The sequence below is a fragment of the Streptomyces sp. LARHCF249 genome (assembly GCF_052871255.1).
This window is the reverse complement of the sequence record NZ_JBIXJQ010000002.1, coordinates 692,996-719,288: the sequence shown is the minus strand read 5'-3', so window position 1 is coordinate 719,288 and position 26,293 is coordinate 692,996. Positions and strand designations below refer to the sequence as shown.

The window sequence follows — 26,293 nt, the reverse complement described above, 5'->3', positions numbered from 1 at the left end:
CACTGGTAACCCTCGCTCGGGGCAGAACGACCTGCCACATCGTGGGCCCGGCGTCCCGCGTTCCGCCGACAAATGCGAAGATGGGTTCTCGGCAGGACAGGGCCCCCACCACAGGGCCGAAGAACTAGCGGCCGATTACCAGCCGCCGCCCGGTCACAGAGGACCGGTGCCCGGCGCACATGCATGGAGGACGTGACGTGGCGAACGACGCCAGCACCGTTTTCGACCTAGTGATCCTCGGCGGTGGCAGTGGCGGTTACGCCGCGGCTCTGCGCGCATCCCAGCTGGGTCTGGACGTTGCCCTGATCGAGAAGAACAAGCTCGGCGGCACCTGCCTGCACAACGGCTGCATCCCCACGAAGGCTCTGCTGCACGCGGGCGAGATCGCGGACCAGGCTCGTGAAGCCGCCCAGTTCGGTGTCAAGACCTCTTTCGAGGGCATCGACATCGCGGGTGTCCACAAGTACAAGGACGAGGTCATCTCGGGCCTGTACAAGGGCCTGCAGGGCCTGGTCGCCTCCCGCAAGGTGACCTACATCGAGGGTGAGGGCCGCCTCTCCTCGCCGACTTCCGTCGACGTGAACGGCCAGCGCATCCAGGGCCGCCACATCCTGCTGGCGACCGGCTCCGTGCCGAAGTCGCTGCCGGGCCTGAACATCGACGGCAACCGCATCATCTCCTCGGACCACGCGCTGGTCCTGGACCGCGTGCCCGAGTCCGCGATCGTCCTGGGCGGCGGCGTCATCGGCGTCGAGTTCGCCTCGGCGTGGAAGTCCTTCGGCTCCGACGTCACCGTGATCGAGGGCCTCAAGCACCTCGTCCCGGTCGAGGACGAGAACAGCTCGAAGCTGCTGGAGCGCGCGTTCCGCAAGCGGGGCATCAAGTTCAACCTCGGCACCTTCTTCGACAAGGCCGAGTACACGGAGAACGGCGTCCGCGTGACGCTGGCCGACGGCAAGACCTTCGAGGCCGAGGTGCTCCTGGTCGCGGTCGGCCGCGGTCCGGTCTCGCAGGGCCTGGGCTACGAGGAGCAGGGCGTCGCGATGGACCGCGGCTACGTCCTGGTCGACGAGTACATGCAGACCAACGTGCCGACCATCTCGGCCGTCGGCGACCTCGTCCCGACCCTCCAGCTCGCGCACGTCGGCTTCGCCGAGGGCATCCTGGTCGCGGAGCGTCTGGCCGGTCTCAAGACCGTCCCGATCGACTACGACGGTGTCCCGCGCGTCACCTACTGCCACCCCGAGGTCGCGTCCGTCGGCATCACCGAGGCCAAGGCCAAGGAGATCTACGGCGCGGACAAGGTCGTGGCCCTGAAGTACAACCTCGCGGGCAACGGCAAGAGCAAGATCCTCAAGACCGCGGGCGAGATCAAGCTCGTCCAGGTCAAGGACGGTGCCGTGGTCGGCGTCCACATGGTCGGTGACCGGATGGGCGAGCAGGTCGGCGAGGCCCAGCTGATCTACAACTGGGAGGCTCTGCCGGCCGAGGTCGCGCAGCTCATCCACGCGCACCCGACCCAGAACGAAGCGATGGGCGAGGCCCACCTGGCCCTCGCCGGCAAGCCGCTTCACTCCCACGACTAATCGTCACGGGCGCGACGACCACTTCCGCACATTCGTTAGGAGCAACTGAAACCATGTCGGTTTCCGTAACCCTTCCGGCGCTCGGAGAGAGCGTGTCCGAGGGCACTGTCACCCGCTGGCTGAAGGCCGAGGGCGAGCGCGTCGAGGCCGACGAGCCGCTGCTCGAGGTCTCGACCGACAAGGTCGACACCGAGATCCCCTCGCCCGTCGCCGGCATCCTGGCCTCCATCAAGGTCGCCGAGGACGAGACCGTCGAGGTCGGCGCCGAGCTGGCCGTCATCGACGACGGTTCCGGCGCTCCGGCCGCCGCCGCGGCTCCGGCCGCCGAGGCCCCTGCCGCTGCGGCTCCCGTCGCCGAGGCTCCGGCCGCTCCGGCTCCCGTCGCCGAGGCCCCCGCGGCTCCGGCCGCCGAGGCCCCCGCCGCCGCTGCCCCGGCCGCGTCCGGCACCGATGTCGTGCTCCCCGCCCTGGGCGAGTCCGTCACCGAGGGCACCGTCACCCGCTGGCTGAAGCAGGTCGGCGAGTCCGTCGAGGCCGACGAGCCGCTGCTCGAGGTCTCCACGGACAAGGTCGACACCGAGATCCCCGCGCCGGTCGCCGGCACGCTGCTGGAGATCCTGGTCGGCGAGGACGAGACCGCCGAGGTCGGCGCCCGTCTGGCCGTCATCGGTGTCGCCGGTGCGGCCCCCGCCGCCGCCCCGGCCGCCGCCGCTCCGGCTCCGGCCGCCGCCCCGGCTCCGGCCCCGGTCGCCGCTCCGGCCCCCGTGGCCGCCCCGGCCCCGGTCGCCGCCCCGGCCCCGGTCGCCGCCCCGGCCCCGGTCGCCGCTCCGGCTCCGGTTGCCGCTCCGGCTCCGGTCGCGCCCGCCGCTCCCGCCGCCCCGGTTTCCGCCGGTGACGAGGGCGCGTACGTGACCCCGCTGGTGCGCAAGCTCGCCACGGAGTCCGGCGTCAACCTGAACACGGTCACGGGCACCGGCGTCGGTGGCCGTATCCGCAAGCAGGACGTCCTGGCCGCCGCCGAGGCCGCCAAGGCCGCGGCCGCCGCCCCGGCCGCCGCCGCTCCGGCCGCGAAGGCCCCGGCCGCCGCGGTGTCCGAGCTGCGCGGCCAGACCGTCAAGATGACCCGCATGCGCAAGGTCATCGGCGACAACATGATGAAGGCCCTGCACTCGCAGGCGCAGCTCAGCTCCGTGGTCGAGGTGGACATCACCAAGATCATGAAGCTGCGCGAGAAGGCCAAGGCCGGCTTCCTCGCCCGCGAGGGCGTCAAGCTGTCCCCGATGCCGTTCTTCGTCAAGGCCGCTGCCCAGGCGCTGAAGGCCCACGCGGTCGTCAACGCCCGGATCAACGACGACGAGGGCACCATCACCTACTTCGACTCGGAGAACATCGGCATCGCCGTGGACTCCGAGAAGGGCCTGATGACCCCGGTCATCAAGGGTGCCGGTGACCTCAACCTGGCGGGCATCTCCAAGGCGACCGCCGACCTGGCCGCCAAGGTCCGCGGCAACAAGATCACGCCGGACGAGCTGTCGGGCGCGACCTTCACCATCAGCAACACCGGCTCGCGCGGTGCCCTGTTCGACACGGTCATCGTGCCGCCGAACCAGGTCGCCATCCTGGGCATCGGTGCCACGGTGAAGCGCCCGGTGGTCATCGAGACCGCCGAGGGCACCAACATCGGCATCCGGGACATGACGTACCTGACCCTGTCCTACGACCACCGCCTGGTGGACGGCGCGGACGCGGCCCGGTACCTCTCGGCCGTCAAGGCCATCCTGGAGGCCGGCGAGTTCGAGGTCGAGCTCGGCCTGTAAGGCTCCCGCCGCAGGACGGCAGTCACACGTACGGCGCCCTTGTCCGGAAACCACTCCGGGCGGGGGCGCCGTCGTCTTACCCTGCCGGTCCAGGGACGACCAGCGGGGGCATCGCATGTCACGTGCACGGGTGAACGATCTCGTAGTGGTACTGCCGGGCATCATGGGGAGCCGGCTGGCGGACGCCGACGGCAAGCCGGTCTGGGACCTGTCGGGCGGCGCCCTGTGGCGGGGCCTGCGCACCTTCGGCGGCTCGGTGAACCGCCTCCGCCTCCCGAAGGACATCGGCGACGACCATCCCGGCGACGGCGTGGTCCCCGTCGGGGTCATGCCCGACGTGCACGCCATCCCCGGGATCTGGCAGCCGGTCGACGGCTACACCGACCTGCTGGGCTGGCTGGAGCGGTCCTTCAGCCTGTCCCCCGGCGGCAACCTCGTCGCCTTCCCGTACGACTGGCGCCTGTCGTGCCGCTGGAACGCGGAACGGCTGAGGAAGGTCGTCGCCCGCGAGCTGGAACGCTGGCAGGCCTCCGCCCCCGAGCGCCGCGACGCCCGGGTGGTCTTCATCTGCCACTCCATGGGCGGGCTGGTGGCCCGCCACTACGTGGAACTCCTCGGGGGCCACGAGGTCACCCGCCGCGTGATCACCCTGGGCACCCCGCACCGCGGCTCCCTGGACGCCCTCGGCCATCTGGTCAACGGCCTGCACAAGGGGTGGGGACCCCTGGGCGTCGACCTCAGCGCGTTCGCCCGCAGCCTGCCGTCACTGCACCAGCTGGCTCCCGACTACGCGTGCGTGGCGGGCCCGGGAGGCCTCGCGTACGCCCGTGACCTGCCGGGCCTGCCCGGCGTCGACCCCGAGCTGCTGGCGGACGCGGCCCGCTTCCACGCCGACCTGCGCCGGTCCGCCGACCGCCCCGGCCCCACCCCCCTGCACGCCATCACCGGCATCCGCCAGCCGACCCTGACGACGGCGGAGATCGCCGACGGCGGACTGACCCCGCTGTGGCTCATCAACGGCACGGACGAGCGCGGCGACGGCACGGTCCCCCGCCTCGCCGCGCGCCCCGCGAACGCCGACAACTCCGGCTACGCCGTCGACGAGGCCCACACCCCCTGCGAGCAGCACGGCTCCCTCCAGAACAACCGGGGCGTACGGGACGCGCTGGCCGGCCTCCTGGGGCAGGAGCGCCCGTTCCACCGGGACGGGGAGGACGGCGACGTCCCGCTGAGCGTGCTCGCTCCCCCGCTGCTGGAGGCGGGGGAACCGTACGGGGTGGCCGTGACGGTCCCGCCGGAGATCCCGGACCACGACGCCCTGCACCTCACGGCGGAGCTCCGCCCGGCCGACGGCGCGCAGGCGCTCTCGCGGACGCTGCGCCCCCTGGGCGGGGGCCGGTACACCGCGGCCTTCCCGGCGCCGGGCCCCGGGGCGTACCGGCTGGCGGTACGGGTCACCGCGCACGCGGAGACGACCGTGACGGCGCTGACCCTGGTGGGAGGAGCCGGTGAGTGAGCGCTCCGGCGAGATCCGGGGAACGGCCCTCGGGATCGTGGTCGAGAACCACCTGCACCCGGCGAAGTTCCGCACCCTGACCGGCGCGATCTCCCAGATGCGGGAGCTGTGCGCACTCCTGGAGGCCCGGGGCTACGCGCCGACCGTGCTTCCGGACCCCGGGCAGCCGGAGATCAAGGCGGCGGTGAAGGACTGGGCGACGGGCCGGAGCGCGGCGCAGGTCCGCGGCCCCGCCGTCGTCCTCTGGTCCGGCCACGGTGTGCTCGATCCCCGGGGGCTGCGCCTGGTGCTGCACGACACCGAGGACGCCCAGTACGGAGATGAGACATATTCGGCCATCCTCCTGACGGAGGCGGCCATGCGCAGCGGGGCGGACCAGATGCTGCTGCTCATCGACACCTGCCATGCGGGCGCGGGGGTCATGGAGTCCCTGGACACGGCGTTCGGCGTGCTGACCGCGAAGAACCTGCCCCCGGGCCGGTCCACGTGGCTCGGGGTGCTCGCGAGCAGCCGCCCTCAGGAGAAGGCCGAGGCCGCCGGCATCCTGCTGGAGACCCTCACCCGGGTGCTGCGCGAGGGACCGGCGAGCGAGGAGTACCGCCACGAGTGGAGCAGCCGGAACGGGCAGGTCAGCGGGGCCACGGTCATCAACACCGTGCTCGCGCAGTGGCCCGAGGAGGTCGGCCACAAGCCGGTCCCGGCCATGTTCGGCGAGCCCCGGCTGATGTTCGACAACCCGCTGCGGAAGACCGGCTCGGAGCCGGAGCTGGTCGAGCACCTGGTGCAGGCGAGCCGGGGGGCGCCCGTGGACGACGGGGGCTGGTTCTTCAGCGGCCGGCGCAACGTGCTGGGGCAGATCACCGAGTGGCTGGACGCGCGGCAGCCGGGCCTGTTCCTGGTGACGGGCAGCGCCGGATGCGGCAAGTCGGCCGTCCTCGGCCGCGTGGCGACCCTGTCCGACCCCGCCCACCGGAAGGACATCCTGGAGCACCGGGCCCTCGCCCCCGAGGATCCGGACCCGGGCGAGCGGTCGGTGGACGCCTCCCTGCACCTGCGGGGCTACACGGTGCAGGAGCTCGCCGAGGCCGTCGCCCGCGAACTGGCCCTTCCCGTTCCGCAGACCCCCGCGGCCCTGATCGCCGAGGTGGAGAAGAAGTGGCCCGCGGCGTGCCCGGACCGCCTCCCGGCCCTGGTCCTGGACGGCTTGGACGAGGCGGCCCCCGAACAGGCCCACCCGATCGTCGAACAGCTCCTGGCCCCGCTGAGCCGCCTGGTCTGCGTCCTGCTGGGCTCCCGGGACCGCCCGTTCCGCCCGCAGAACGAACTCCAGGAGCCGCTGGACGAGGCAGTGAGCCGCCTGCTGGACGTCCGGGCCCGCGCCTTCGACCTGGACGACGAGACCGACACCGAGAACGACATCCGGACGTACTGCCTGCGCCGGCTGGAGGCCCGCAAGCTGCCGCCCGGGGACGCGGCGACCGCGGCCGGTCTCATCGCGGACCGCGCGTCCGCCCATACCGGCGGCTTCCTCTTCGCGAGGATGGCGACGGACTCGGTGCTGAGGCGGTTCGCCGCCGCGTCGGATGCGGAGGACTGGGTGGAGGCCATTCCGTCCTCCATCAGCGCCGCGTTCACCGAGGACCTTGCGGAGGGCCCGAAGCGGGAGCGGGACGGTGAGACCCTTCCGCATGCCGCCCAGGACCTGCTGGCCGCGCTGGCCTGGAGCGCCGGGAACGGCATGCCCGCGCGGGGCGTCTGGGAGGCGGCGGCCTCGGCCCTCGCCTCCGGCGGGACCGCGTACGGCCCCGAGGACGTGGACTGGCTGCTGAACACGTACGGCCGCTACGTCGTGGAGGACAGCGACGGCGTGCAGGCGGTGTACCGCCTCTACCACCGCGAGTTCATCGGCCACCTGCGGTACACCCCGGAGGGGGCCGACCCGGCGTACCGCGTGGCGCGGGCGCTGGTGGACCTCCTGCTGGAGCAGAGCGCCGACGCCACGGCGATGGAGGCCGCGAACCCCTACCTGCGCCGGTCGCTGGCGGCCCATGCGGCCGCGGCGGAGGGCCGCGGCATCGCCATGGTCCGTGAGCTCGTCGGCGTCCGGGAGGACGAGTTCCGCCCTGATCTCGCAAGCGCGCTGGGCAACGTGTCGATTTCACTGTCGCAGGCCGGGCGGCGCCTCGATGCCGTCGCACCGGCCCAGGAAGCCGCCGACCTGTACCGGGACCTCGCCGACAGCGACCCGGCCGCCTACCGCCCCGAACTCGCCAGGTCCCTCAACAACCTCTCCAACTTCCAAGTCGAGGCCGGAGACCGACAGGGCGCACTGGCCACCATCACCGAAGCCACGTCCCTCCGCAGGGACCTTGCCGAGAGCAACCCGGCCGCCTACCTCCCGGAACTCGCCGGCGCCCTCAACAACCTCGCCACCGCCCAAGGCGCGACCGGGAACCTGCGGGGCGCACTGGCCACCATCACCGAAGCCGCCGACCTGTACCGGGACCTCGCCGACAGCAATCCTGCCGCCTACCTCCCCGACCTCGCCATGGCCCTCAACAACCTCGCCAACTTCCAAGGCGACACCGGAGACAGCCAGGGCGCACTGGCCACCATCACCAAGGCCGCCGACCTGTACCGCGGCCTCGCCGACAGCAACCCGGCCGCCTACCTCCCCAACCTCGCCAGCGCCCTCAACAACCTCGCCACCACCCGGGGCGACAGCGGAGACCGACAAGGCGCACTGCCGATCATCACCGAAGCCGTCGAGCTGTACCGGGACCTCGCCGACAGCAACCCGGCCGCCCACCTCCCCAACCTCGCCGGCGCCCTCAACAACCTCGCCAACTTCCAAGGCAGTACCGGAGACCGACAAGGCGCGCTGCCGACCATCACCGAAGCCACCGACCTGTACCGGGACCTCGCCGACAGCAATCCGGCCGCCTACCTCCCCGACCTCGCCATGGCCCTCAACAACCTCGCCAACTTCCAAGGCGACAGCGGAGACAGCCAGGGCGCACTGGCCACCATCACCAAGGCCGCCGACCTGTACCGGGACCTCGCCGACAGCAATCCGGCCGCCTACCTCCCCGACCTCGCCATGGCCCTCAACAACCTCGCCACCGCCCAAGGCGCGACCGGAGACCTACAGGGCGCACTGGCCACCATCACCGAAGCCACCGCCCTCCGCCGGGACCTCGCCCACACCATCCCGGCCGCCTACCACCCCAAACTCGCCATGGCCCTCAACAACCTCGCCAAGTTTCAGAGCGCGACCGGAGACAGCCAGGGCGCACTGGCCACCATGACCGAGGCCACTGGCCTGTACCGGGGCCTCGCCGACAGCAACCCGGCCGCCCACCTCCCCGACCTCGCCATGTCCCTCAACAACCTCGCCACCACCCTGGGCCATGTCGGAGACCGGCAGGGCGCGCTGGCCACCATCACCGAAGCCACCACCCTCTACAGAGACCTCGCCCACACCAACCGGGTCGTTTACCTGCCCAGCCTCGCCATGGCCCTCAACAACCTCTCCAACTTCCAAGGCAGTACCGGAGACCGACAAGGCGCACTGGCCGCCGTCACCGAAGCCACTGACTTCTACCGGGATCTCGCCGACAGCAACCCGGCCGCCCACCTCCCCGAACTCGCCGGCGCCCTCAACAACCTCGCCACCGCCCAAGGCGCGACCGGAGACCTCCAGGCCGCACTGGCCACCATCACCGAAGCCACCGACCTGTACCGCGACCTCGCCGACAGCAACCCGGCCGCCCACCTCCCCGACCTCGCCATGGCCCTCAACAACCTCGCCAACTGCCAAGGCAGTACCGGAGACCGACAGGGCGCACTGGCCACCATCACCGAAGCCACCACCCTCTACACAGACCTCGCCGGCACCAACCCGGCCATCTACCTCCCCAACCTCGCCAGCACCCTCAGCAACCTCGCGCACATGGCCACGGCCCAGGACTCCCTCGCGGCCTACGCCGACGCCGAGCGTGCCCTGGACGCGCATGCGGAGGCGGCACGCTACCTGGCCCTACGGCGCGCGGCATTCGAGATCACCCATGCGGACGACGGCGCCGGCTTGCGCACCCTCATCCTCCTCGCGGACGATTCGGACCCGACGGCTTTTCACGCGCGGCATCTCCTGCGCACCCACAGCCAGGGCAACGCCGAGAGCGCCGCCCAGGTCAGCGCCCTATGGCGCGACGCGACCGGAGCCGAACCACCGCTCTGGCTGGCGATACCGGAAGCCTCGATCGATCTTGCCGTCAACTGGATCAACTGCCCGACCTGGGCCGACTCCCGCGCCTACTGGGACGAGCACGCCGAAGACCTCGGCTCAGCCGAGACCGCGGCAGCGCTGGAGGAGCTCGCCCTGTTCACCCAGACCGCAGAAGAGCATCTGCGGATCGCGGGCCAGGCAGCGGCAACCGACCCGGACCACGCCTTCCGCCCCTACCTCACTGGTGAACTCCTCCACGCTTGGACCGGCCTCTCGACCTGGGAGGAATCGCAGGCCTATCTCACCGACCACGCGGCGGAGCTCCTGCACGACCAGGCCCTCGATGTGCTCGGCACCGACCTCGGTACAGCCGATACGGCCCTGCGCCACGCGCTGATCGTCCTTGCCCGCGCGGACGGCATCCCCGCCGCCTACCAGAACGTCGAGGACCGCCCCCTCCTGAACGACCGGCTCCAGCAGCTCCTGGCCGCACCCGAGACGCAGCCGGACCTCCTGCGGGCCGTCGCCCTCCTGGAGTTCTTCGTCCACCAAGAGCAGTTCACCGGCGCGGCCCACCTCGCCATCGCCGACGCCCTGTCCGGCGACGTCCCGCCCGCTCCCCCCACCGGCTGGCCCCCCGCCGAGCCCGCCGAGCGGGACCGGGTCATCTCCGAGATCGCCGCCCTCATCGGGCGGCACCCCGCGCACGCCGCGGCCCTGAGCGCCCTCATCCAGAGCCTCCTGGCGGCGTGACCGGCCCTTGTAACCAGCCTCACTCTGCGTCCCTGAGCGCGAACCCTTCGCGCCGGGCCACTGCGCCGTATTGTCTAGGCATCAGAGCTCTGCATGCCCCACAGGAGATGAAGCCCGGATGATCACCCCACCCGTCGTGCACTCGCTGCGCGAGCAGATCCGCGAGCACATCGTGGAGGGGATCGTCAGCGGGCGCTGGAAGCCCGGCGAGCGGATCGTCGAGCGCCGGATCGCCGTGGAGCTGGAGGTCAGCCAGACTCCGGTGCGCGAGGCGCTGCGCGAGCTGGAGACGCTGCGGCTGATCGAGTCGGCGCCGAACAAGGGCGTGCGCGTACGGAACCTGTCCGCGGCGGACCTGGAGGAGATCTACCCGGTCCGGGCCGGTCTGGAGCAGATCGCGGCCGAGCTCGCGGCGCCGCGGCTGGCGGCGGACTGCTCGGCGCTGGAGCCGCACGTGGCCGCCCTGTGGGAGGCCGACCGCAGCGAGGACGGCACGGCCCAGGTGCGGCACACGGTGGGCTTCCACCGGGAGATGGTCCGGGCGGCCGGGAACAGCGTGCTGCTGCACACCTGGGAGAGCCTGGGCATCGAGGTGTTCACGGCCCTGTCCATCCGCTGGCTGGGAACGGTCCAGAAGTCCTACGCGGAGGAGCACGAAGCCCTCGTCGAGGCGTTCCGCAGCCAGGACCCGGAGATCGGTCTGCTCGTGAAGCGGCACGTTCTCGGGTGCGCTCCGAGGGCCTGACCCGCCTTATTGCCCCGATTTGCCCGGCACCGGGTGCCTTGTTCGCTGGCACCGGGTGCCGACTTTCGTCGTATGGACATTTCTTCGTCACTTTTATTTGATCGATCATCGATCAGCGATTTACAGTCGTCGCGGGCCTCAACCAGGTCCAACGACCCTGTCCTGCCCGTCAGGGATTTTTTCACCACCTCTCCTTTGTCCGGAAGGCGGCGCACACCGATGTCCGACCCCGTAGGAAAGCTTCCGAGCGAGCTCGACCAGCTCCCGGACCGCGACACCGAGGAGACCGCCGAATGGGCGGCCTCCCTCGACGCCGTCGCCCAGGCCGCCGGTACGCGCCGCGCCGAATACCTGCTCCGCCGCACCCTCCAGCACGCCGAAGCCGCCGGCCTCGCCCTGCCGAAGCTGCTGGAGACGGACTACGTCAACACCATCCCCACCGCCGCGGAGCCCGAGTTCCCGGGTGACGAGGCGATGGAAGCCAAGATCACCGCCTGGAACCGCTGGAACGCGGCCGCCATGGTGACCCGCGGCTCCAAGTACGGCGTCGGCGGCCACATCGCCACCTTCGCCTCCGCCGCGTGGCTGTACGAGACCGGCTTCCAGCACTTCTTCCGCGGGAAGGAGGCCGACGGATCGGGCGACCAGCTCTACATCCAGGGCCACGCCTCCCCCGGCATCTACGCCCGCGCCTTCCTCGACGGGCGGATCTCCGAGCAGCAGCTCGACAACTTCCGCCAGGAGTCCGGCGGCAACGGCCTGCCGTCCTACCCGCACCCGCGGCGCCTGCCGTGGCTGTGGGAGTTCCCGACGGTGTCCATGGGCCTCGGCCCGCTCTCCGCGATCTACCAGGCGCGCTTCAACCGCTACCTGCAGAACCGGAGCATCAAGGACACCGCCAACTCGCACGTCTGGGCCTTCCTGGGCGACGGCGAGATGGACGAGCCCGAGTCGACCGCCGCCCTGGCCCTCGCCTCCCGCGAGCAGCTCGACAACCTGACCTTCGTCATCAACTGCAACCTGCAGCGCCTCGACGGTCCGGTCCGCGCCAACTTCCGCGTGGTCCAGGAGCTGGAGGCCCAGTTCCGCGGCGCCGGCTGGAACGTCATCAAGTCGCTGTGGGGCTCCGCCTGGGACGAGCTGTTCCAGCTCGACACCACGGGCGCCCTGGTACGCCGCCTGCGCGAGGTACCCGACGCGCAGTTCCAGACGTACGCGACCCGCGACGTGGCCTACATCCGCCAGCACTTCTTCGGCGCCAACGCCGAGCTCGTGCAGCTGGCCGGCGTGCTCTCCGACGCGAAGATCGCCGAGTGCTTCCACAGCTCCCGCGGCGGCCACGAGCCCCGCAAGGTCTACGCCGCGTACAAGGCCGCCCTGGAGCACAAGGGCGCTCCGACGGTCATCCTCGCGCAGACCGTCAAGGGCTACACGCTGGGCGCCGGGTTCGAGTCGAAGAACGCGAACCACCAGATGAAGAAGCTGACGATCGACGAGTTCAAGGACATGCGCGACCTCCTCGGCCTCCCGATCCCGGACAGCGCCTTCGCCGACGGCCAGGTCCCGTACGGCCACCCGGGGGCGAACAGCCCCGAGGTCCAGTACCTGAACGAGCGCCGCGCGGCCCTCGGCGGCCCGGCCCCGGCCCGCAAGGTCAAGCACGTGGCCCTGCCCGCCCCGGCCGACCGTTCCTTCGCCGCGCTGCTCAAGGGCTCCGGCAAGCAGGAGATGGCCACGACGATGGCCTTCGTCCGGCTCGTCAAGGACCTCATGCGGGACAAGGAGACCGGCAAGCGCTGGGTGCCGATCGTCCCCGACGAGGCCCGCACCTTCGGTATGGAGTCCCTCTTCCCGTCGGCCGGCATCTACTCGCCGCTGGGCCAGACGTACGAGCCGGTCGACCGCGACCAGCTCATGTACTACAAGGAAGCCAAGGACGGCCAGATCCTCAACGAGGGGATCACCGAGGCCGGCGCCATGGCCGACTTCATCGCCGCCTGCACGTCGTACGCGACGCACGGCGAGCCGATGATCCCCTTCTACATCTTCTACTCGATGTTCGGCTGGCAGCGCACCGCCGACCAGATGTGGCAGCTCGCCGACCAGCTCGGCAAGGGCTTCATCGTCGGCGCCACCGCCGGCCGCACCACGCTGACCGGTGAGGGCCTGCAGCACGCGGACGGCCACTCGCACCTGATCGCGTCCACGAACCCGGCGTCGCTGAACTACGACCCGGCCTTCGCGTACGAGATCGCGGTGATCGTCAAGGACGGTCTGCGCCGGATGTACGGCGAGAAGCCGGAAGACGTCTTCTACTACCTGACGGTCTACAACGAGCCGAAGGTGCAGCCGGCCATGCCCGAGGGCGTGGAAGAGGGCATCCTCAAGGGCCTGTACCGCTTCAACACGGCGGCCGACCTGGCCGAGGCGGCCCCGGCCGCCGACGCCCCCAAGGTCCAGCTGATGGCCTCGGGTACGGCGATCCACTGGGTCCTGGAGGCGCAGAAGCTCCTCGCCGCCGACTGGAACGTGGCCGCCGACGTCTGGTCCGCCACCTCCTGGGGCGAGCTGCGGCGCGACGCGCTGGAGTGCGACGAGGCGCTGCTGCGCGGCGAGCTGCGCACCCCGTACGTCACCCGCGCGCTGGAGGGCGTCACCAGCCCGGTCCTCGCGGTCTCCGACTGGATGCGCCAGGTCCCGGACCAGATCAGCCAGTGGGTGGAGCAGGACTACACCTCGCTGGGCACGGACGGCTTCGGCCTGTCCGACACCCGTGAGGGCGCCCGCCGCCACTTCGGTGTCGACGCCCAGTCGATCGTCGTGGCCGCGCTGGCCCAGCTCGCCCGCCGCGGCGAGGTACCGGCGTCCTCCGTCAAGGAGGCCCGGGAGCGCTACGGCCTCTGAGCCGAGTGACCGACCGACCGTGAAGGCCGGTGTCCGCCCCTCAGGGGTAGGACACCGGCCTTTCGCCGTACGCGCGGTGGCGGCGCGGGGGCGGACCCGTGATGCTGGAGCGGTGATGGACGAGACGGAGTTCTGGGAGATCGTCGACCGTACCCGCGAGGCCGCCGACGGCGACCCCGAGGAACACGCCGAGCTGCTCGTGGAGCGGCTGGCCCAGCTCGACCCGGACTCCGTCCTGGACTTCGCCCGGCACTTCGAGTCGCGGTACAACCGGGCGTACACCTGGGACCTGTGGGGCGCGGCCTGGGTGCTGCTCGACGGGGCGAGCGACGACGCCTTCGACTACTTCCGCTGCTGGCTGATCGGCCAGGGCCGGGAGGTCTTCGAGGGCGGGGTCCACGACCCCGACCACCTCGCGGAGCTCCTGGGCGACTTCGACGAGGAGATCGACGGCGACGGCGAGGAGCTGGGGTACGCGGCCGACGAGGCGTACGAGCAGCTGACCGGGGCGGTGGCCCCGGACCTGGGCATCCCGCTGCAACCGGCAGAGCCGGAGGGCACCCCGCTGGACTTCGAGAACGAAGCCGTGCTCGCGGAGCGCTTCCCCCGGCTCTGGGCCCGCTTCAGAGGCTGACGGCTAGCTGTGCGTACCGCCGTCGATACGGATCTCCGTGCCGGTGATGAACGCACCGTCCTCGGAGCCCAGCATCGCGACGACGCCGGCCACGGTCTGCGGGCCGGCGAAGCCCTGGCCGATGGCAGGGGCGAGCTTGGCGAAGAGGGACCAGTCGGTGTCCTCGGGCAGGCCGGGGCCGTTGCCCGTGGTCATGCCGCTCTCGATGGAGCCGGGCGCGACGGCCACGCAGCGCAGGCCCTGCTTGCTGTACTCGGCCGCCAGTGCGTGGGTCATCGACTGGATGCCGCCCTTGCTGGCCGCGTAGGCGGACATGTAGGGGTGGGCGAAGGACGCCGAGGTGGAGCTGAAGTTCACCACCACCGGCCGGTCGCCCGCCAGCAGCGCCGGCAACGACTCGCGGATCATCAGGAAGGTGCCGGTCAGGTTGACCCCGATGACCTGGTTCCACAGGTCGAGCGTGGTCTGGTGGGTGTGCGCGGAGCGCAGGATGCCGGCGGCGTTGACGAGTACGTCGACCCCGCCGAGGGTCTCGACCGCGGCGGCCACGCCCTCCTTGACCGCGTGCTCGTCGGATATGTCCAGCAGGGCGGTGGTGAGGCGGTCCTGGTGGCCCTCGGCCGCGGCCCGGTCGGCCGTGACCTTGAGACCGGCCTCGCTGACGTCGACCGTGTGGACCCGGCCGCCTTCGGCGAGGATCCGGTGGACGGTGGCCTGGCCGATGCCGGAGCCGCCGCCGGTGATGAGGACGCGACGTCCTTCGTAACGGTTCATGGGGTGAGCGTACCCAAGCGCTGACACGCTTTGCCATAGCGGCAAAGCATGCAATCAGCCGCGTATGCGAGAGGTACGCTTCACTGCGTGAGATCCCCTCGTCCGTACTCTCCCCAGGCCGGCCCCGGAGCCCAGTCGCTGACCGAGCGCCGCAAGGCCGCCACCCAGCTCGACATCGCCCGCGCGGCCTGCGCACTCTTCGCCGAGCACGGCCCCGACGGCACCACCGCCGAGGACATCGCCCACCGCGCGGGCGTGGCACTGCGTACGTTCTACCGCTACTTCCGCAACAAGCAGGAGGCCGTGGCCCCGCTGCTCGCGATCGGCGGCGACGCCTGGCGCGCCCTGCTCGCCGAGGAGGACCCCGGCACTCCGCTCGCCGAAGCCCTGGAACGCGCCGTCACGCGGACGCTGAGCGAACCCCAGGCGGTCGAGGAGGGCCTGGAGGTGACCCGCGGCCTGCTGCGGGCGGCGGCGACCGACGAGGCCCTGCGGGCGGTCTGGTACCGCGTGAACCAGGACTCCGAGGAGCGCCTGGTCCCGGTGATCGCCCGCCTGGCCGGTCCGGACGCCGACCCCCTGGACGTGCGCCTGCTGGCCGCGGCGGCGACGGACGCGATCCGGATCTCCCTGGAACTCTGGTCGACCACGGACGCCGCGCTCTCGGGCCCCGGCTCCCCGATAGAACTCGCGGTCCGCTCCCTGCGCCACCTCACAGGCGCGATGCCCTTGTTCCGCTGATGTCAGCGGGACAAGGGCATCGGGTCGGGCCCGTGGCCCTCGGTCTCATGACCGGCCTCAGCCGCCCCAGTCGCCGCCCCCGCGACCATCGCCGCCGCCGCCCCAGTCACCGTTGCCGCCGTCGCCGCCGCGACCGCCGCCGCCCCAGTCACCGTTCCCGCCGTCGCCGCCGCCCCAGTCACCATTGCCGCCGTCGCCGCCGCGACCGCCGCCGCCCCAGTCACCGTTCCCGCCGTCGCCGCCGCGACCGCCGTCGTTCCAGTTCCAGTCGCCGTTGCCGCCGCGACCGCCGTCGCCCCAGTCACCCCAGTCGCCGTTGCCACCGCGGCCGGAGTCGTTCCAGTCGGCGTCACGCCAGTTCGAGTCGTTCCAGTTCCAGTGGCCCCAGTCGTGGCGCCCGTTGCCGCCGTTGCCGCCGACCCCGCCGTCGTTCCAGCACCAGGAGGGCCGGTCGCGCCAGTCGCGGTCGCAACAGAAGTCCCAGCGGGCGTCCGAGCGGTTGGAGGGGTACCGATAGCAGTCCCAGCCCCCGTCACCCCCGCCACCACTGGTGACGGCCGAGGCCGAGGCGCTGGCGACGGGCATCAGGCCTATCGCGATTCCAGCGGCGCCCGCCATGGCTGCCGCAACGATCCTACGGCGCATTCTCATGCACCTCCGAACATGTCTCGCTTATCCGGCTCTTAGGTCATTTCCACCCTTACCCGCCCCCGCGTCCCTGTCAAAGCGGAAAGGCCCCCACCGCACTCCGTAGAGCGCGGCGAGGGCCTCCCATCAGGCATTTCCCTCAGATACCGATCTTCAGCCGGCGCGCCCGGCAGCAGGGGCCCGGTCGCACGGCTGAGGGCCGCCCCCCTCATGGGTGGCGGCCCTCAGCGCGGATCAGGGCATCGAGCCCCGTTTCCTAGATGTCGAAGTAGAGCTCGAACTCGTGCGGGTGCGGACGCTGCGCGATCGGGGCGATCTCGTGCGTGCGCTTGTAGTCGATCCACGTCTCGATCAGGTCGGGGGTGAAGACACCGCCGGCCAGGAGGTACTCGTGGTCGGCCTCGAGGGCCTTGAGGACGTCCTCGAGGCTGGTCGGGACCTGCGGGACGCTCGCGTGCTCGTCGGGCGAGAGCTCGTAGAGGTCCTTGTCGATCGGCTCCATCGGCTCGATCTTGTTCTTGATGCCGTCGAGGCCCGCGAGGAGCAGCGCCGAGAAGGCGAGGTACGGGTTCGAGGACGGGTCCGGCGCGCGGAACTCGACGCGCTTGGCCTTCGGGTTCGAGCCCGTGATCGGGATGCGCATGGCGGCGGAGCGGTTGCGCTGCGAGTACACCATGTTGACCGGCGCCTCGAAGCCCGGCACCAGGCGGTGGTAGGAGTTCACCGTCGGGTTGGTGAAGGCCAGCAGCGACGGGGCGTGCTTGAGGATGCCGCCGATGTAGTAGCGGGCGGTGTCCGACAGGCCCGCGTAGCCGGCCTCGTCGTAGAACAGCGGGTCGCCGTTCGCCCACAGCGACTGGTGCACGTGCATGCCCGAGCCGTTGTCACCGAAGATCGGCTTCGGCATGAAGGTCGCGGTCTTGCCGTTGCGCCAGGCGACGTTCTTCACGACGTACTTGAAGAGCATCAGGTCGTCGGCCGCGGCCAGCAGCGTGTTGAACTTGTAGTTGATCTCGGCCTGGCCGCCGGTGCCGACCTCGTGGTGCTGGCGCTCGACCTGGAGGCCCTGGGCGTCCAGCTCGAGGGAGATCTCGGCGCGCAGGTCGGCGAAGTGGTCGACCGGGGCGACCGGGAAGTAGCCGCCCTTGTAGCGGACCTTGTAGCCGCGGTTGTTCTCCTCGGAGCCGGTGTTCCAGGCGCCGGCCTCGGAGTCGATGTGGTAGAAGCCCTCGTTCGCGGAGGTCGCGAAGCGCACGCTGTCGAACACGTAGAACTCGGCCTCGGGGCCGAAGAACGCGGTGTCGGCGATGCCGGTGGAGGCGAGGTACGCCTCGGCCTTCTTCGCGATGTTGCGCGGGTCGCGGCTGTAGGCCTCACCCGTGATCGGGTCGTGGATGAAGAAGTTGATGTTGAGCGTCTTGTCCTTGCGGAACGGGTCCAGGCGCGCGGTGGTGATGTCGGCACGCAGCGCCATGTCGGACTCGTGGATCGCCTGGAAGCCGCGGATCGAGGAGCCGTCGAAGGCGAGCTCCTCCGCCGGGTCGAACGCCCGCGCCGGGATGGTGAAGTGCTGCATCACACCAGGCAGGTCGCAGAAGCGGACGTCGACGAACTTGACGTCGTTCTCCTCGATGTACTGCTTCACTTCGTCGGCGTTCTGGAACATCCAACTCCTCCTACTCCCGGTCCCCGGGGGAGGGACGGGCTTTATAGCTCGTGGTGCGTCAGTGCGGTGCCGCACGCTGACCCGACCATAAGCAGACGGGATTTCTCAAGCATGACCCATTTGTTTCGCACAAGTTAACCAGGGTCCCGCCCGAGGGTCGCGAGGCCGCACCGGTACCGTGGTCGGGTGGACAACAGGCAAGCAATCGGATCGTGGCTCTCCGGCCCTCGCGCGGCCGCGGAGGAGATGGGCGTCGACTTCGGCTATCCCGGCCAGCGCCTCGGCCTGCCGCAGCAGGGGCCCGGCTCGGTGGCCCGGTTCGGCCGCCGCCTCGGGGCCGTCCTCCTGGACTGGGTCGGCTGCCAGGTGATTGCGTACGGGCTGATCACGGGCGGCGACCTGGGCGCGGCGGGCAACTGGACCCTCGGGCTCTTCGCGGCCCTGAGCATCCTGACGGTCGGCACCGTGGGCTTCACGCCCGGTAAGCGGATCGTCGGACTCCGGGTGATCGCGGAGGACGGCGGCCGCCTCGGCATCGCCCGTGTGCTGCTGCGCACGGTGCTGCTGGTCCTGGTCATCCCGGCGCTGATCTGGGACCGCGACGGCCGCGGCCTGCACGACCGCCTGTCGCGCGCCGTCCAGGTCCGCATCTAGAACGGTTGCGAGAACGAGGGTGCCCCCGAGCCGGACGGCTCGGGGGCACCCTCGTTTCGTATACGAAAATCAGCTCAGCAGGTCAGCGCATCTTCCCGCCGCGCGGCATGCGCATGCCCTTAGGCATCGGGCCCTTTGGCAGGGGCATGTTCGACATCAGGTCGCCCATCGCCCGGAGCTTGTCGTTGACCTGGGTGATCTGGGGGCCGGCCAGTACGCGCGGCAGCTTGAGCAGGGTGGTGCGCACCTTCTTGAGCGGCACCTCGCCCTCGCCCGTACCCACGATGAAGTCGTGCACCGGCACGTCCGGCATGATCCGGGCCAGCTTCTTCTTCTCGTTCGCCAGCAGCGGCTTCACCCGGTTCGGGTTGCCCTCCGCGATCAGCACGACGCCGGCCTTGCCGACCGCCCGGTGGACGATGTCCTGCTGCCGGGTCATCGCGACGGCGGGGGTGGTCGTCCAGCCCCTGCCCACGTTGTCCAGTACGGCCGCGGCCGCTCCCGGCTGTCCCTCCATCTGCCCGAAGGCAGCCCGCTCGGCCCGTCGTCCGAAGACGATCGCCATCGCGAGGAACGCCACCAGGAAGCCCAGGATGCCCAGGTAGACCGGGTGGTCGATCAGGAAGCCGATCGCAAGAAAGACACCGAAGGTGACGATTCCCACGCCCGCGACGATCAGACCGACCTTCGGGTCGGCCTTGCGCGTCATCTTGTACGTCAGGGCGATCTGCTTCAGTCGCCCGGGGTTCGCAGCAGTCTCTGCGTTTGACTTCCTCGCCATAGAGCGAAGTTTACGTGGCCTGCGGAGTCCGGGTCGCCGCGGCCTCAAGTACGTGTTCGGTTTCGACCCGGTCCTTGGCCCTGCGGCGGTCTTCCAGCACCGCCGTCCAGGCGTTGCGCCGGGCGCCGCTCATGAGCAGCGACTCGAAGCCCCGGAAGGCGTCGGAGAAGGTCGGGATGGCGATGGCGCGTACGGGCGCGGCCTGCATGATGTCGATCCCTTTCACGGTGCTCACGTCTACCTGCGGGGGTGTGCGGTGCCTTCGGTGCAGTCGGTGTGTGCGGTGCGTGGACCCATCGTCACTGATTGGTGTTACCAGCGCATGACCAGCTGGTCAAACGTTTTCGAAACATTGACGCGGCCCACCAGAACTCTTTCCCGCGAAAGAGCCTAGGGGCCGCGCCGTTACGGTGTTACTGCTTAGTAGCGTTCTGTGCGCGAGTTCACACGGTCGCCATGCGCCGCTCGCTCGGATGGTCGAGCTCCGCCTACGCTCCGGCTCGGCTGCGCTTCTCCATCGCCTGGGTGTACAGGCGTCCCGCACGGTACGAGGACCGGACCAGCGGACCGGACATCACACCGGAGAAGCCGATCTCCTCGGCCTCCTTCGCCAGCTCCACGAACTCGGCCGGCTTCACCCAGCGCTCCACGGGGTGGTGCCGCGGCGAGGGCCGCAGGTACTGGGTGATGGTGATGAGCTCGCAGCCGGCCTCGTGCAGGTCCTTCAGGGCCTGCGAGACCTCCTCGCGCTCCTCGCCCATGCCGAGGATCAGGTTCGACTTGGTGACCAGGCCGTAGGCGCGCGCCTTGGTGATCACCTCGAGCGAGCGCTCGTAGCGGAAGCCCGGGCGGATCCGCTTGAAGATCCGCGGCACCGTCTCGACGTTGTGCGCGAAGACCTCGGGGCGGGAGGCGAAGACCTCCTCCAGCAGCTCCGGGACCGCGTTGAAGTCGGGGGCCAGCAGCTCGACCTTGGTGTGCCCGGCCTCGCGGCCGGCCGTCTGCTGGTGGATCTGGCGCACGGTCTCCGCGTACAGCCAGGCGCCGCCGTCCGCCAGGTCGTCGCGCGCGACGCCGGTGATGGTGGCGTAGTTCAGGTCCATGGTGACCACGGACTCGCCGACACGTCGCGGCTCGTCCCGGTCCAGGGCCTCGGGCTTGCCCGTGTCGATCTGGCAGAAGTCACAGCGCCGGGTGCACTGGTCGCCGCCGATGAGGAAGGTGGCCTCGCGGTCCTCCCAGCATTCGTAAATGTTCGGACAACCGGCTTCCTGGCACACCGTGTGCAGTCCTTCGCCCTTCACCAGGGCCTGCATCTTGGTGTACTCGGGGCCCATCTTCGCCCGGGTCTTGATCCACTCGGGCTTGCGCTCGATGGGGGTCTGGCTGTTCCGGACCTCCAGGCGCAGCATCTTGCGTCCGTCGGGTGCGACTGCGGACACGACCGGCTCCCTGTGACTTCGATTGTTCGGGCGCCCACCAGGGTACGCCCGTAATTTCATACGCTCTTACGTCGGCCAACCTGCGAGGGGCCGGACCCATTCCCCGGCGGCCGGCTCGAGGCCGGCCCGGGCTAGCTCGCGGCCGGCTCTATCTCGCGCGGCTTCAGCTCCGCGTGCTCCAGTACGTCCTTCAGGTGCCGCTCGACGACCGGCAGCACCTCGGCGATGGTGATCTCGCGGCCCAGTTCGTACGAGAGCGAGGTCACACCGGCGTCGCGGATGCCGCAGGGCACGATCCGGTCGAACCAGGTGTTGTCCGGGTTCACGTTGATCGCGAAGCCGTGCATCGTGACGCCCTTGGCGACGCGGATGCCGATGGCGGCGAGCTTGCGGTCCTCGCGGCGCTGGCCGGCGTTGGACGGGGCGTACTCGGGGCCGTTCAGGCGGGCGTCGAACTCCTCGTCGTGCAGCCGCGGGTCCAGGTCGAGGGAGAGCCCGCCGATCATGGGGCGCTCCTCCACCGGGTCGCCGAGCACCCAGACCCCGCTGCGGCCCTCGACCCGGGTGGTCTCCAGTCCGAACTCGGCGGCGGTGCGGATCAGGGCCTCCTCCAGGCGGCGCACGTGGGCGACCACGTCCACCGGGCGGGGGAGCTTCATGATCGGGTATCCGACCAGCTGGCCCGGGCCGTGCCAGGTGATCTTGCCGCCCCGGTCCACGTCGACGACGGGCGTGCCGTCGAGCGGGCGCTCGCTGGGGTCGGTGCGCCGGCCGGCGGTGTACACCGGCAGGTGCTCCAGCAGCAGGCAGGTGTCCTCGACCTCGTCCGCGAAGCGGGCGGCGTGCACCCGGCGCTGCTCTTCCCAGGCCCGGGTGTACTCGACGGATTCCGGTCCGAAGCCCAGATGGACAAACCCAAGCTCAGCCACCGCAGCGCCTCCTCGTTGAACCTGCTGTGTGCACGTATCGCACTCAGCAAGGGTACGGCGGGCCCTCCGCAGGCTCGGGCGGGGGCCACGGCAGCTGCCTGGGCCGGCGCCGGCCCTTCGGCGGCCGGTCCGGGTCCTCGTCCGCCCGCGGCAGCCGCCGGTGGCCCTCCGAGTGGTCGTTGACCCAGCCGCAGACCCCGCACGCGTACCGGCCGTCGAGCCCCGCGATGTAGGTGCCGCACCGCCGGCACTCCGCCTCGGTCAGCTCGGGCGGGGGCAGCGGAGCGGTGGATTCGGGACGCTCCTCGGGAAGGTGCGCCCGATGGGGCCGGCGGTTCATGGCCGCAGCGTACGCGGGCGGAGGGGGTCGGTCCGTAAAGCGCCCTACCGATTCTGCACACGATCGGATGAATGTGGGGCAGAGAGGGCGGTGCGGACGAGGTTCGCCGCTACATTCACGCCGTTCACAGGGCCGGGACTCCGGTCCGTCACGTCAGGAGACCGTGGAGCCGATGACGGAACGACCTGCCCAGCGCGTCCCCAACCGGCAGCTTGCGGCGCTGATCGCGGAAGCCGGGTTCTCCAACGCCGGGCTCGCCCGCCGCGTCGATCAGCTGGGCCTGGAACACGGTCTCGATCTGCGGTACGACAAAACCTCCGTGACCCGCTGGCTGCGCGGGCAGCAGCCGCGCGGGACCACCCCCGCGCTGATCGCCGAGGTCTTCACCCGGCGCCTCGGGCGGCGGCTCTCCGCACAGGATCTGGGACTGGACGCCTGCGCGCCCGTCTACGCGGGCCTGGAGTTCGCGGCCACCCCCGAGGAGGCCGTGGACATCGCCAGCGGCCTGTGGCGCAAGGACTCCGGATCCCACGCCGAGCTGCGGAAGATCGCCTTCACCCCGGCCGGCCTGGTCGTGCCCAGCCGGGACTGGCTGATCGGGCGGGCCGACGAGCGGGTGGGGCGCGGCGCGGACCCGGTGGCGGCCCGGGTCCCGGTGCAGGGCCGGACCTCGGTGCCCCGGCAGCGGCAGATCGACCGGGGGCCCGGGCAGCGGGTCACGGGCGGGGACATCGCGGCCCTGCGCTCGGTGAGCGAGCTGTTCCGGGCCCTGGACCACGCCTACGGCGGCGGGCACGCCCGGCAGGCCCTGGTGCGGTACCTGGAGCACGAGGCCGAGCCGATGCTCCGGGGGACCTACGGGGAGACCACCGGGCGGCGGCTGTTCTCCGCCGCGGCCGACCTGACCCGGCTCGCGGGCTGGACCTCGTACGACATCGCCGCGCACGGCCTGGCCCAGCGGTACTTCGTACAGGCGCTGCGGCTCGCCCAGGCCGCCGGGGACCGGCCGTACGGCTCGTACGTGCTGGTCACCATGAGCCGCCAGGCGGTCTACCTGGGCCACGGCCGGGAGGCGGTGCAGCTGGCCCGGGTGGCCCAGCAGGGTGTCGGCTCGGGTCCGCCGCCGGTGGTGCAGGCGCTGCTGCACTCGGCGGAGGCGCGCGGGCACGCGGTCCTGGGCGAGGTGCGGGCGTCGACGGCCTCGCTGGTGCGGGCCGAGCGGGCGCTGGGCGCGGCCCGGCCGGGGGACGACGTGCCGCACTGGGCGCGGTACTTCGACGAGGCGCAGCTGGCGGACGAGTTCGGGCACTGCCACCGGGACCTCCAGCAGTACCGGGCCTCGGCGCAGCACGCGGAGCGGTCGCTCCAATTGCGGGCGCCGGCGTACGCGCGGTCCCGGCTGTTCTGCCGGGTGGTGCTGGCCACGGCCCGGCTGGGGCTGGGCGAGCTGGACCAGGCGTGCGCGCTGGGGGCGGAGGCGGCGCAGCAGGCGATGGAGATGCGGTCGGTGCGGGCGGTGGAGTACGTACGGGACTTCGAGCGGCGGCTGGAGCCGTACCGGGACGCGTCTGCGGTGCGGACGTACCGGGACAGGGTGGCGGCGTTGTCGTGACCTGCGGGTCGGCTGCCGGGGGCTCGACACCGCACGGCGCGCCTCGGACGCCGGCGGGGCCGCAGACGCCCCGCCGGCGTACGTCGAGCAGTCAGGCGGCCACCGGAATGGCGCGCTCCGCGGCGGTCGGGAGCGGGATGCCGAAGTCGCGCAGGACGGCGTGGGTGGCGCGGCGGGCCGAGTGCAGGGCGCCCTGGACGGTGTTGGTGTCGCGGTGGTCCCCGCACACGTACAGGCCGGCCAGGACGCGCACCGGGCGCCGTACGTCGTAGGGCGGGGGCATGGCGGGAACGGCCTCCGGAGTGTGGTGGACGGCCAGCGTTTCCCAGTCGCGGGTCGCGGTGTCGTAGAGCCGCGCGAGGCGGGAGGCGACCGTGCGCGCCGGGGGCGGCGGGCCGAGCACGGTGGTGGTGACCAGGCTGCGGCCGGCCGGGGCCCGCGTCGGGTCGACCGCGCTCATCACGGCGGTGTGCGAGACGGGCCACTTGGGGTCGCCGTCCAGGAGCAGCGAGCCGTCCCAGGGCAGGGGCGCGGCGGTGGCGTGGTGCAGGACGGTGACCTCGTGGAAGGCGGGCACGCGCAGGCCGGGCAGGAGTTCGGCGGCCGCGCGGGCCCCGGTGGCCAGCAGGACGGAGCGGCAGCTGAAGTCGCCGTGCTCCTCGGTGGTGACCAGGTTGGTCGCCACCGACCGGACCCGGACCCCGGTACGGACGGTGCCGGGCGGCAGGCCTGCGGCGAGCCGGTCGGGCAGGGTCGCGGCTCCCCCCTCGGGCACGGCGAGGCGGCCGCGGGAGAAGGTGCGCAGGGCCAGGTCGGCGACCCGGCTGGAGGTGGTGAGTTCCGGGTCGCGGAGCAGGGTGGAGAGCAGCGGCCGCAGTACGCCGGCCGCGGTGCGCGGTGGCAGGCCCCGGGAGCGCAGGGCGGCGAGGGCGGTGCGTTCGGGCCGGGCCAGCAGGCGTTCCTCGGGCAGGGCGGCGAGCCGGCCGAGGGCGGCGCTGAGCCGTGCCTGGTCGAGGGAGCCGCTGGCCAGGGCGCGGGCCGGGGTGAGGGCTCCGGCCCGGAGCTGCTTTCCGTCGGTGTGGACCAGGACCCCGGGGGCGAAGCTCCGCAGGGTCAGGCCCGCCAGGCCCGGGGTGCGTCCGAGCTCCGGGTAGGCGGTGTTGAGCAACTGGCCGATCCGGTCCAGCCGGAACCCGTCGGCCGACACGGTGGCCATCCGGCCGCCGGGGTCGCCCGCGGCCTCCAGGACGGTGACCGTGACCCCCGCTGCGGTCAGGTGGTGCGCGGCCGCGAGTCCTGAGACTCCGGCTCCTACGATGACGACGTCCGCATGGTGTGCGGAATGGTGTGAGCTGCTGAGCACGTGCCCCTCCCCGAGGTCGGCGCGGCTGTGTCTCGACCTCCTTCCCCCAACCCGCTCCAGAGGAACCCGAGTTGACCGGAGTATTGCGGGATTGTGGTCAACTCCGGTCGCACGGTGGTCGCATCCGGGTCACGAACGGTCGCACGCTGGTCGCACAGCACAGGCAGACCGGCTTTTCACAGGGCGGCGCGGAGGGCGTCCTCGATGCCGGGGTGGCGGAAGACGAAGCCGGACTCCAGCAGCCGGGCGGGCCGGGCCCGCTGGCTGCCGAGCACGTCCTCGGCGAGCTCCCCGAGCACGATGCGCAGGGCCACGGCCGGTACGGGCAGCAGCGCCGGCCGGTGCAGCACGCGTGCCATGGCCGCCGTGACCTGGCGGTTGGTCAGCGGCTCGGGCGCGGTGAGGTTGACCGGGCCGGAGACGGCCGGGGTGTCGATGATGTGGCGCAGGGCCGCGATCTCGTCGTCGAGGGAGATGTACGACCAGTACTGGCGCCCGTTGCCGAGCCGGCCGCCGATGCCGGCCCGGAAGATGGGGAACAGCTTCCCAAAGGCCCCGCCTTCGCGGGCGACGACCAGGCCGGTGCGGGCGAACGCGGTACGGACCCCGGCCGCGCGGGCCGGTTCCGCGGCCGCCTCCCACTCCACGCAGACGGAGGGCAGGAAGCCGTGCCCGGCGGGGGCGTCCTCGTCGACGGCCCGGTCGCCGGTGTCCCCGTAGTAGCCGACCGCCGAACCGCTGACGAGCACGGCGGGCGGCTCGTCGAGCGCGGCGAGGGCCTGCGCGAGGGCGGCTGTCCCGAGCACCCGGCTGTCCCGGATCTCCTTCTTGTACGCGGTGGTCCAGCGGTGCTCCCCCACCCCGGCGCCCGCCAGGTGCACGACGGCCGCGCACCCGGCCAGCCCGGCGGCGTCGACGTACCCGCGCGCGGGATCCCACCGCGCCTCGTCGCCCGCGGCGGGCCGGCGGCGCACGAACCGCACCACCTCGTGCCCGTCCGCCCGGAGGGACCGCACGAGGGCGCTGCCGATGAGGCCGGTCGAGCCGGTGACCGCGATACGCATGGCCCCATCCTGCCGGGTCGCTGCGCCGGCTCGGGCGGATCCGGGGCTCAGCTGCGCTTGCGCCTGCCGCGACAGCGGCAGAGCCGGCCCGTCCGG

General features: G+C 71.6%; 20 protein-coding genes. 10 read left to right on the top strand and 10 right to left on the bottom strand.

The features are described 5' to 3' along the window. Positions 1-197 precede the first annotated feature (197 nt). From lpdA to ACIPUC_RS08075, 7 genes are all read left to right on the top strand, one after another. Complete coding sequence (gene lpdA, locus ACIPUC_RS08105; protein WP_446587501.1) at positions 198-1,586, top strand: dihydrolipoyl dehydrogenase; 1,389 nt, start codon at positions 198-200, stop codon at positions 1,584-1,586. Between the two features lie 53 nt (positions 1,587-1,639). Then, positions 1,640-3,403, top strand: coding sequence for a 2-oxoglutarate dehydrogenase, E2 component, dihydrolipoamide succinyltransferase (sucB, locus tag ACIPUC_RS08100; protein WP_446587499.1), 1,764 nt, complete (start codon positions 1,640-1,642; stop codon positions 3,401-3,403). Between the two features lie 130 nt (positions 3,404-3,533). Then, positions 3,534-4,919, top strand: coding sequence for a lipase/acyltransferase domain-containing protein (locus tag ACIPUC_RS08095; protein WP_446587497.1), 1,386 nt, complete (start codon positions 3,534-3,536; stop codon positions 4,917-4,919). Further along, entirely contained in the window at positions 4,912-9,900 is a 4,989-nt protein-coding gene (locus ACIPUC_RS08090) for a caspase family protein (protein ID WP_446587495.1), read from the top strand. Before ACIPUC_RS08095 ends, ACIPUC_RS08090 begins: the two co-directional genes overlap by 8 nt. Before the next feature lie 121 nt (positions 9,901-10,021). Further along, positions 10,022-10,645: a GntR family transcriptional regulator gene (locus tag ACIPUC_RS08085; protein ID WP_215140754.1), complete on the top strand. Its 624-nt coding sequence runs from the start codon at positions 10,022-10,024 to the stop codon at positions 10,643-10,645. Between the two features lie 219 nt (positions 10,646-10,864). After that, on the top strand, positions 10,865-13,549 hold the full coding sequence (aceE, locus tag ACIPUC_RS08080; RefSeq protein WP_446587493.1) for a pyruvate dehydrogenase (acetyl-transferring), homodimeric type: 2,685 nt from the start codon (positions 10,865-10,867) through the stop codon (positions 13,547-13,549). A gap of 115 nt (positions 13,550-13,664) precedes the next feature. Then, positions 13,665-14,183: a DUF4240 domain-containing protein gene (locus ACIPUC_RS08075; protein WP_446587491.1), complete on the top strand. Its 519-nt coding sequence runs from the start codon at positions 13,665-13,667 to the stop codon at positions 14,181-14,183. A 3-nt stretch (positions 14,184-14,186) separates the two neighbouring features. On the opposite strand, the gene ACIPUC_RS08070 is transcribed toward ACIPUC_RS08075, so the two are convergent. Further along, positions 14,187-14,957: an SDR family NAD(P)-dependent oxidoreductase gene (locus ACIPUC_RS08070; protein ID WP_446587490.1), complete on the bottom strand. Its 771-nt coding sequence runs from the start codon at positions 14,955-14,957 to the stop codon at positions 14,187-14,189. An 87-nt stretch (positions 14,958-15,044) separates the two neighbouring features. Between ACIPUC_RS08070 and ACIPUC_RS08065 the strand changes: the two genes are divergently transcribed. Continuing rightward, a complete protein-coding gene (locus ACIPUC_RS08065) occupies positions 15,045-15,698 on the top strand; it encodes a TetR/AcrR family transcriptional regulator (protein WP_446587488.1) in 654 nt (217 codons plus the stop codon). 57 nt (positions 15,699-15,755) lie between these two features. Here ACIPUC_RS08065 and ACIPUC_RS08060 read toward each other — a convergent pair whose 3' ends face one another. Together ACIPUC_RS08060 and glnA are read right to left on the bottom strand one after the other, a co-directional pair. Then, the gene (locus tag ACIPUC_RS08060) at positions 15,756-16,316 is read right to left on the bottom strand and encodes a hypothetical protein (RefSeq protein ID WP_446587486.1); all 561 of its coding nucleotides are present in this window, start codon (positions 16,314-16,316) and stop codon (positions 15,756-15,758) included. Between the two features lie 286 nt (positions 16,317-16,602). Continuing rightward, entirely contained in the window at positions 16,603-18,012 is a 1,410-nt protein-coding gene (gene glnA / locus ACIPUC_RS08055; protein ID WP_446587484.1) for a type I glutamate--ammonia ligase, read from the bottom strand. A gap of 186 nt (positions 18,013-18,198) precedes the next feature. Here glnA and ACIPUC_RS08050 point away from each other — a divergent pair, with 186 nt between their 5' ends. Continuing rightward, positions 18,199-18,666, top strand: a complete 468-nt coding sequence (locus ACIPUC_RS08050) for an RDD family protein (RefSeq protein ID WP_446587482.1) — start codon at positions 18,199-18,201, stop codon at positions 18,664-18,666. Between the two features lie 82 nt (positions 18,667-18,748). Here the strand turns inward: ACIPUC_RS08050 and ACIPUC_RS08045 are convergent, their stop codons facing one another. The 5 genes from ACIPUC_RS08045 to ACIPUC_RS08025 form a co-directional block, all read right to left on the bottom strand. Next, a complete protein-coding gene (locus tag ACIPUC_RS08045) occupies positions 18,749-19,447 on the bottom strand; it encodes a DUF4191 domain-containing protein (RefSeq protein ID WP_362597079.1) in 699 nt (232 codons plus the stop codon). Positions 19,448-19,457: 10 nt separating this feature from the next. After that, positions 19,458-19,655, bottom strand: coding sequence for an SCO2195 family GlnR-regulated protein (locus ACIPUC_RS08040; protein ID WP_446587678.1), 198 nt, complete (start codon positions 19,653-19,655; stop codon positions 19,458-19,460). A 280-nt stretch (positions 19,656-19,935) separates the two neighbouring features. Beyond that, positions 19,936-20,889 (bottom strand): lipoyl synthase, encoded by a 954-nt coding sequence (gene lipA, locus ACIPUC_RS08035; protein ID WP_446587480.1) that lies wholly within the window; start codon positions 20,887-20,889, stop codon positions 19,936-19,938. Between the two features lie 131 nt (positions 20,890-21,020). Next, positions 21,021-21,818: a lipoyl(octanoyl) transferase LipB gene (gene lipB / locus ACIPUC_RS08030; RefSeq protein ID WP_446587478.1), complete on the bottom strand. Its 798-nt coding sequence runs from the start codon at positions 21,816-21,818 to the stop codon at positions 21,021-21,023. 43 nt (positions 21,819-21,861) lie between these two features. After that, on the bottom strand, positions 21,862-22,158 hold the full coding sequence (locus ACIPUC_RS08025) for a hypothetical protein (RefSeq protein WP_446587476.1): 297 nt from the start codon (positions 22,156-22,158) through the stop codon (positions 21,862-21,864). A gap of 172 nt (positions 22,159-22,330) precedes the next feature. Here ACIPUC_RS08025 and ACIPUC_RS08020 point away from each other — a divergent pair, with 172 nt between their 5' ends. Then, the gene (locus ACIPUC_RS08020) at positions 22,331-23,770 is read left to right on the top strand and encodes a regulator (RefSeq protein WP_446587474.1); all 1,440 of its coding nucleotides are present in this window, start codon (positions 22,331-22,333) and stop codon (positions 23,768-23,770) included. A gap of 91 nt (positions 23,771-23,861) precedes the next feature. Here ACIPUC_RS08020 and ACIPUC_RS08015 read toward each other — a convergent pair whose 3' ends face one another. Together ACIPUC_RS08015 and ACIPUC_RS08010 are read right to left on the bottom strand one after the other, a co-directional pair. After that, positions 23,862-25,133, bottom strand: coding sequence for an NAD(P)/FAD-dependent oxidoreductase (locus tag ACIPUC_RS08015; RefSeq protein WP_446587472.1), 1,272 nt, complete (start codon positions 25,131-25,133; stop codon positions 23,862-23,864). A 176-nt stretch (positions 25,134-25,309) separates the two neighbouring features. Next, entirely contained in the window at positions 25,310-26,197 is an 888-nt protein-coding gene (locus ACIPUC_RS08010; RefSeq protein WP_446587470.1) for a TIGR01777 family oxidoreductase, read from the bottom strand. Between the last annotated feature and the right edge of the window lie 96 nt (positions 26,198-26,293).

What these genes read in the sequence shown, in the direction of transcription:
- sucB (WP_446587499.1), top strand. Translation starts at nt 1,640, where the DNA reads ATGTCGGTTTCCGTAACCCTTCCGGCGCTCGGAGAGAGCGTGTCCGAG.
- aceE (WP_446587493.1), top strand. Translation starts at nt 10,865, where the DNA reads ATGTCCGACCCCGTAGGAAAGCTTCCGAGCGAGCTCGACCAGCTCCCG.
- ACIPUC_RS08075 (WP_446587491.1), top strand. Translation starts at nt 13,665, where the DNA reads ATGGACGAGACGGAGTTCTGGGAGATCGTCGACCGTACCCGCGAGGCC.
- ACIPUC_RS08070 (WP_446587490.1), bottom strand. Translation starts at nt 14,957, where the DNA reads ATGAACCGTTACGAAGGACGTCGCGTCCTCATCACCGGCGGCGGCTCC.
- ACIPUC_RS08060 (WP_446587486.1), bottom strand. Translation starts at nt 16,316, where the DNA reads ATGGCGGGCGCCGCTGGAATCGCGATAGGCCTGATGCCCGTCGCCAGC.
- glnA (WP_446587484.1), bottom strand. Translation starts at nt 18,012, where the DNA reads ATGTTCCAGAACGCCGACGAAGTGAAGCAGTACATCGAGGAGAACGAC.
- ACIPUC_RS08045 (WP_362597079.1), bottom strand. Translation starts at nt 19,447, where the DNA reads ATGGCGAGGAAGTCAAACGCAGAGACTGCTGCGAACCCCGGGCGACTG.
- ACIPUC_RS08040 (WP_446587678.1), bottom strand. Translation starts at nt 19,655, where the DNA reads ATGCAGGCCGCGCCCGTACGCGCCATCGCCATCCCGACCTTCTCCGAC.
- ACIPUC_RS08025 (WP_446587476.1), bottom strand. Translation starts at nt 22,158, where the DNA reads ATGAACCGCCGGCCCCATCGGGCGCACCTTCCCGAGGAGCGTCCCGAA.
- ACIPUC_RS08020 (WP_446587474.1), top strand. Translation starts at nt 22,331, where the DNA reads ATGACGGAACGACCTGCCCAGCGCGTCCCCAACCGGCAGCTTGCGGCG.
- ACIPUC_RS08010 (WP_446587470.1), bottom strand. Translation starts at nt 26,197, where the DNA reads ATGCGTATCGCGGTCACCGGCTCGACCGGCCTCATCGGCAGCGCCCTC.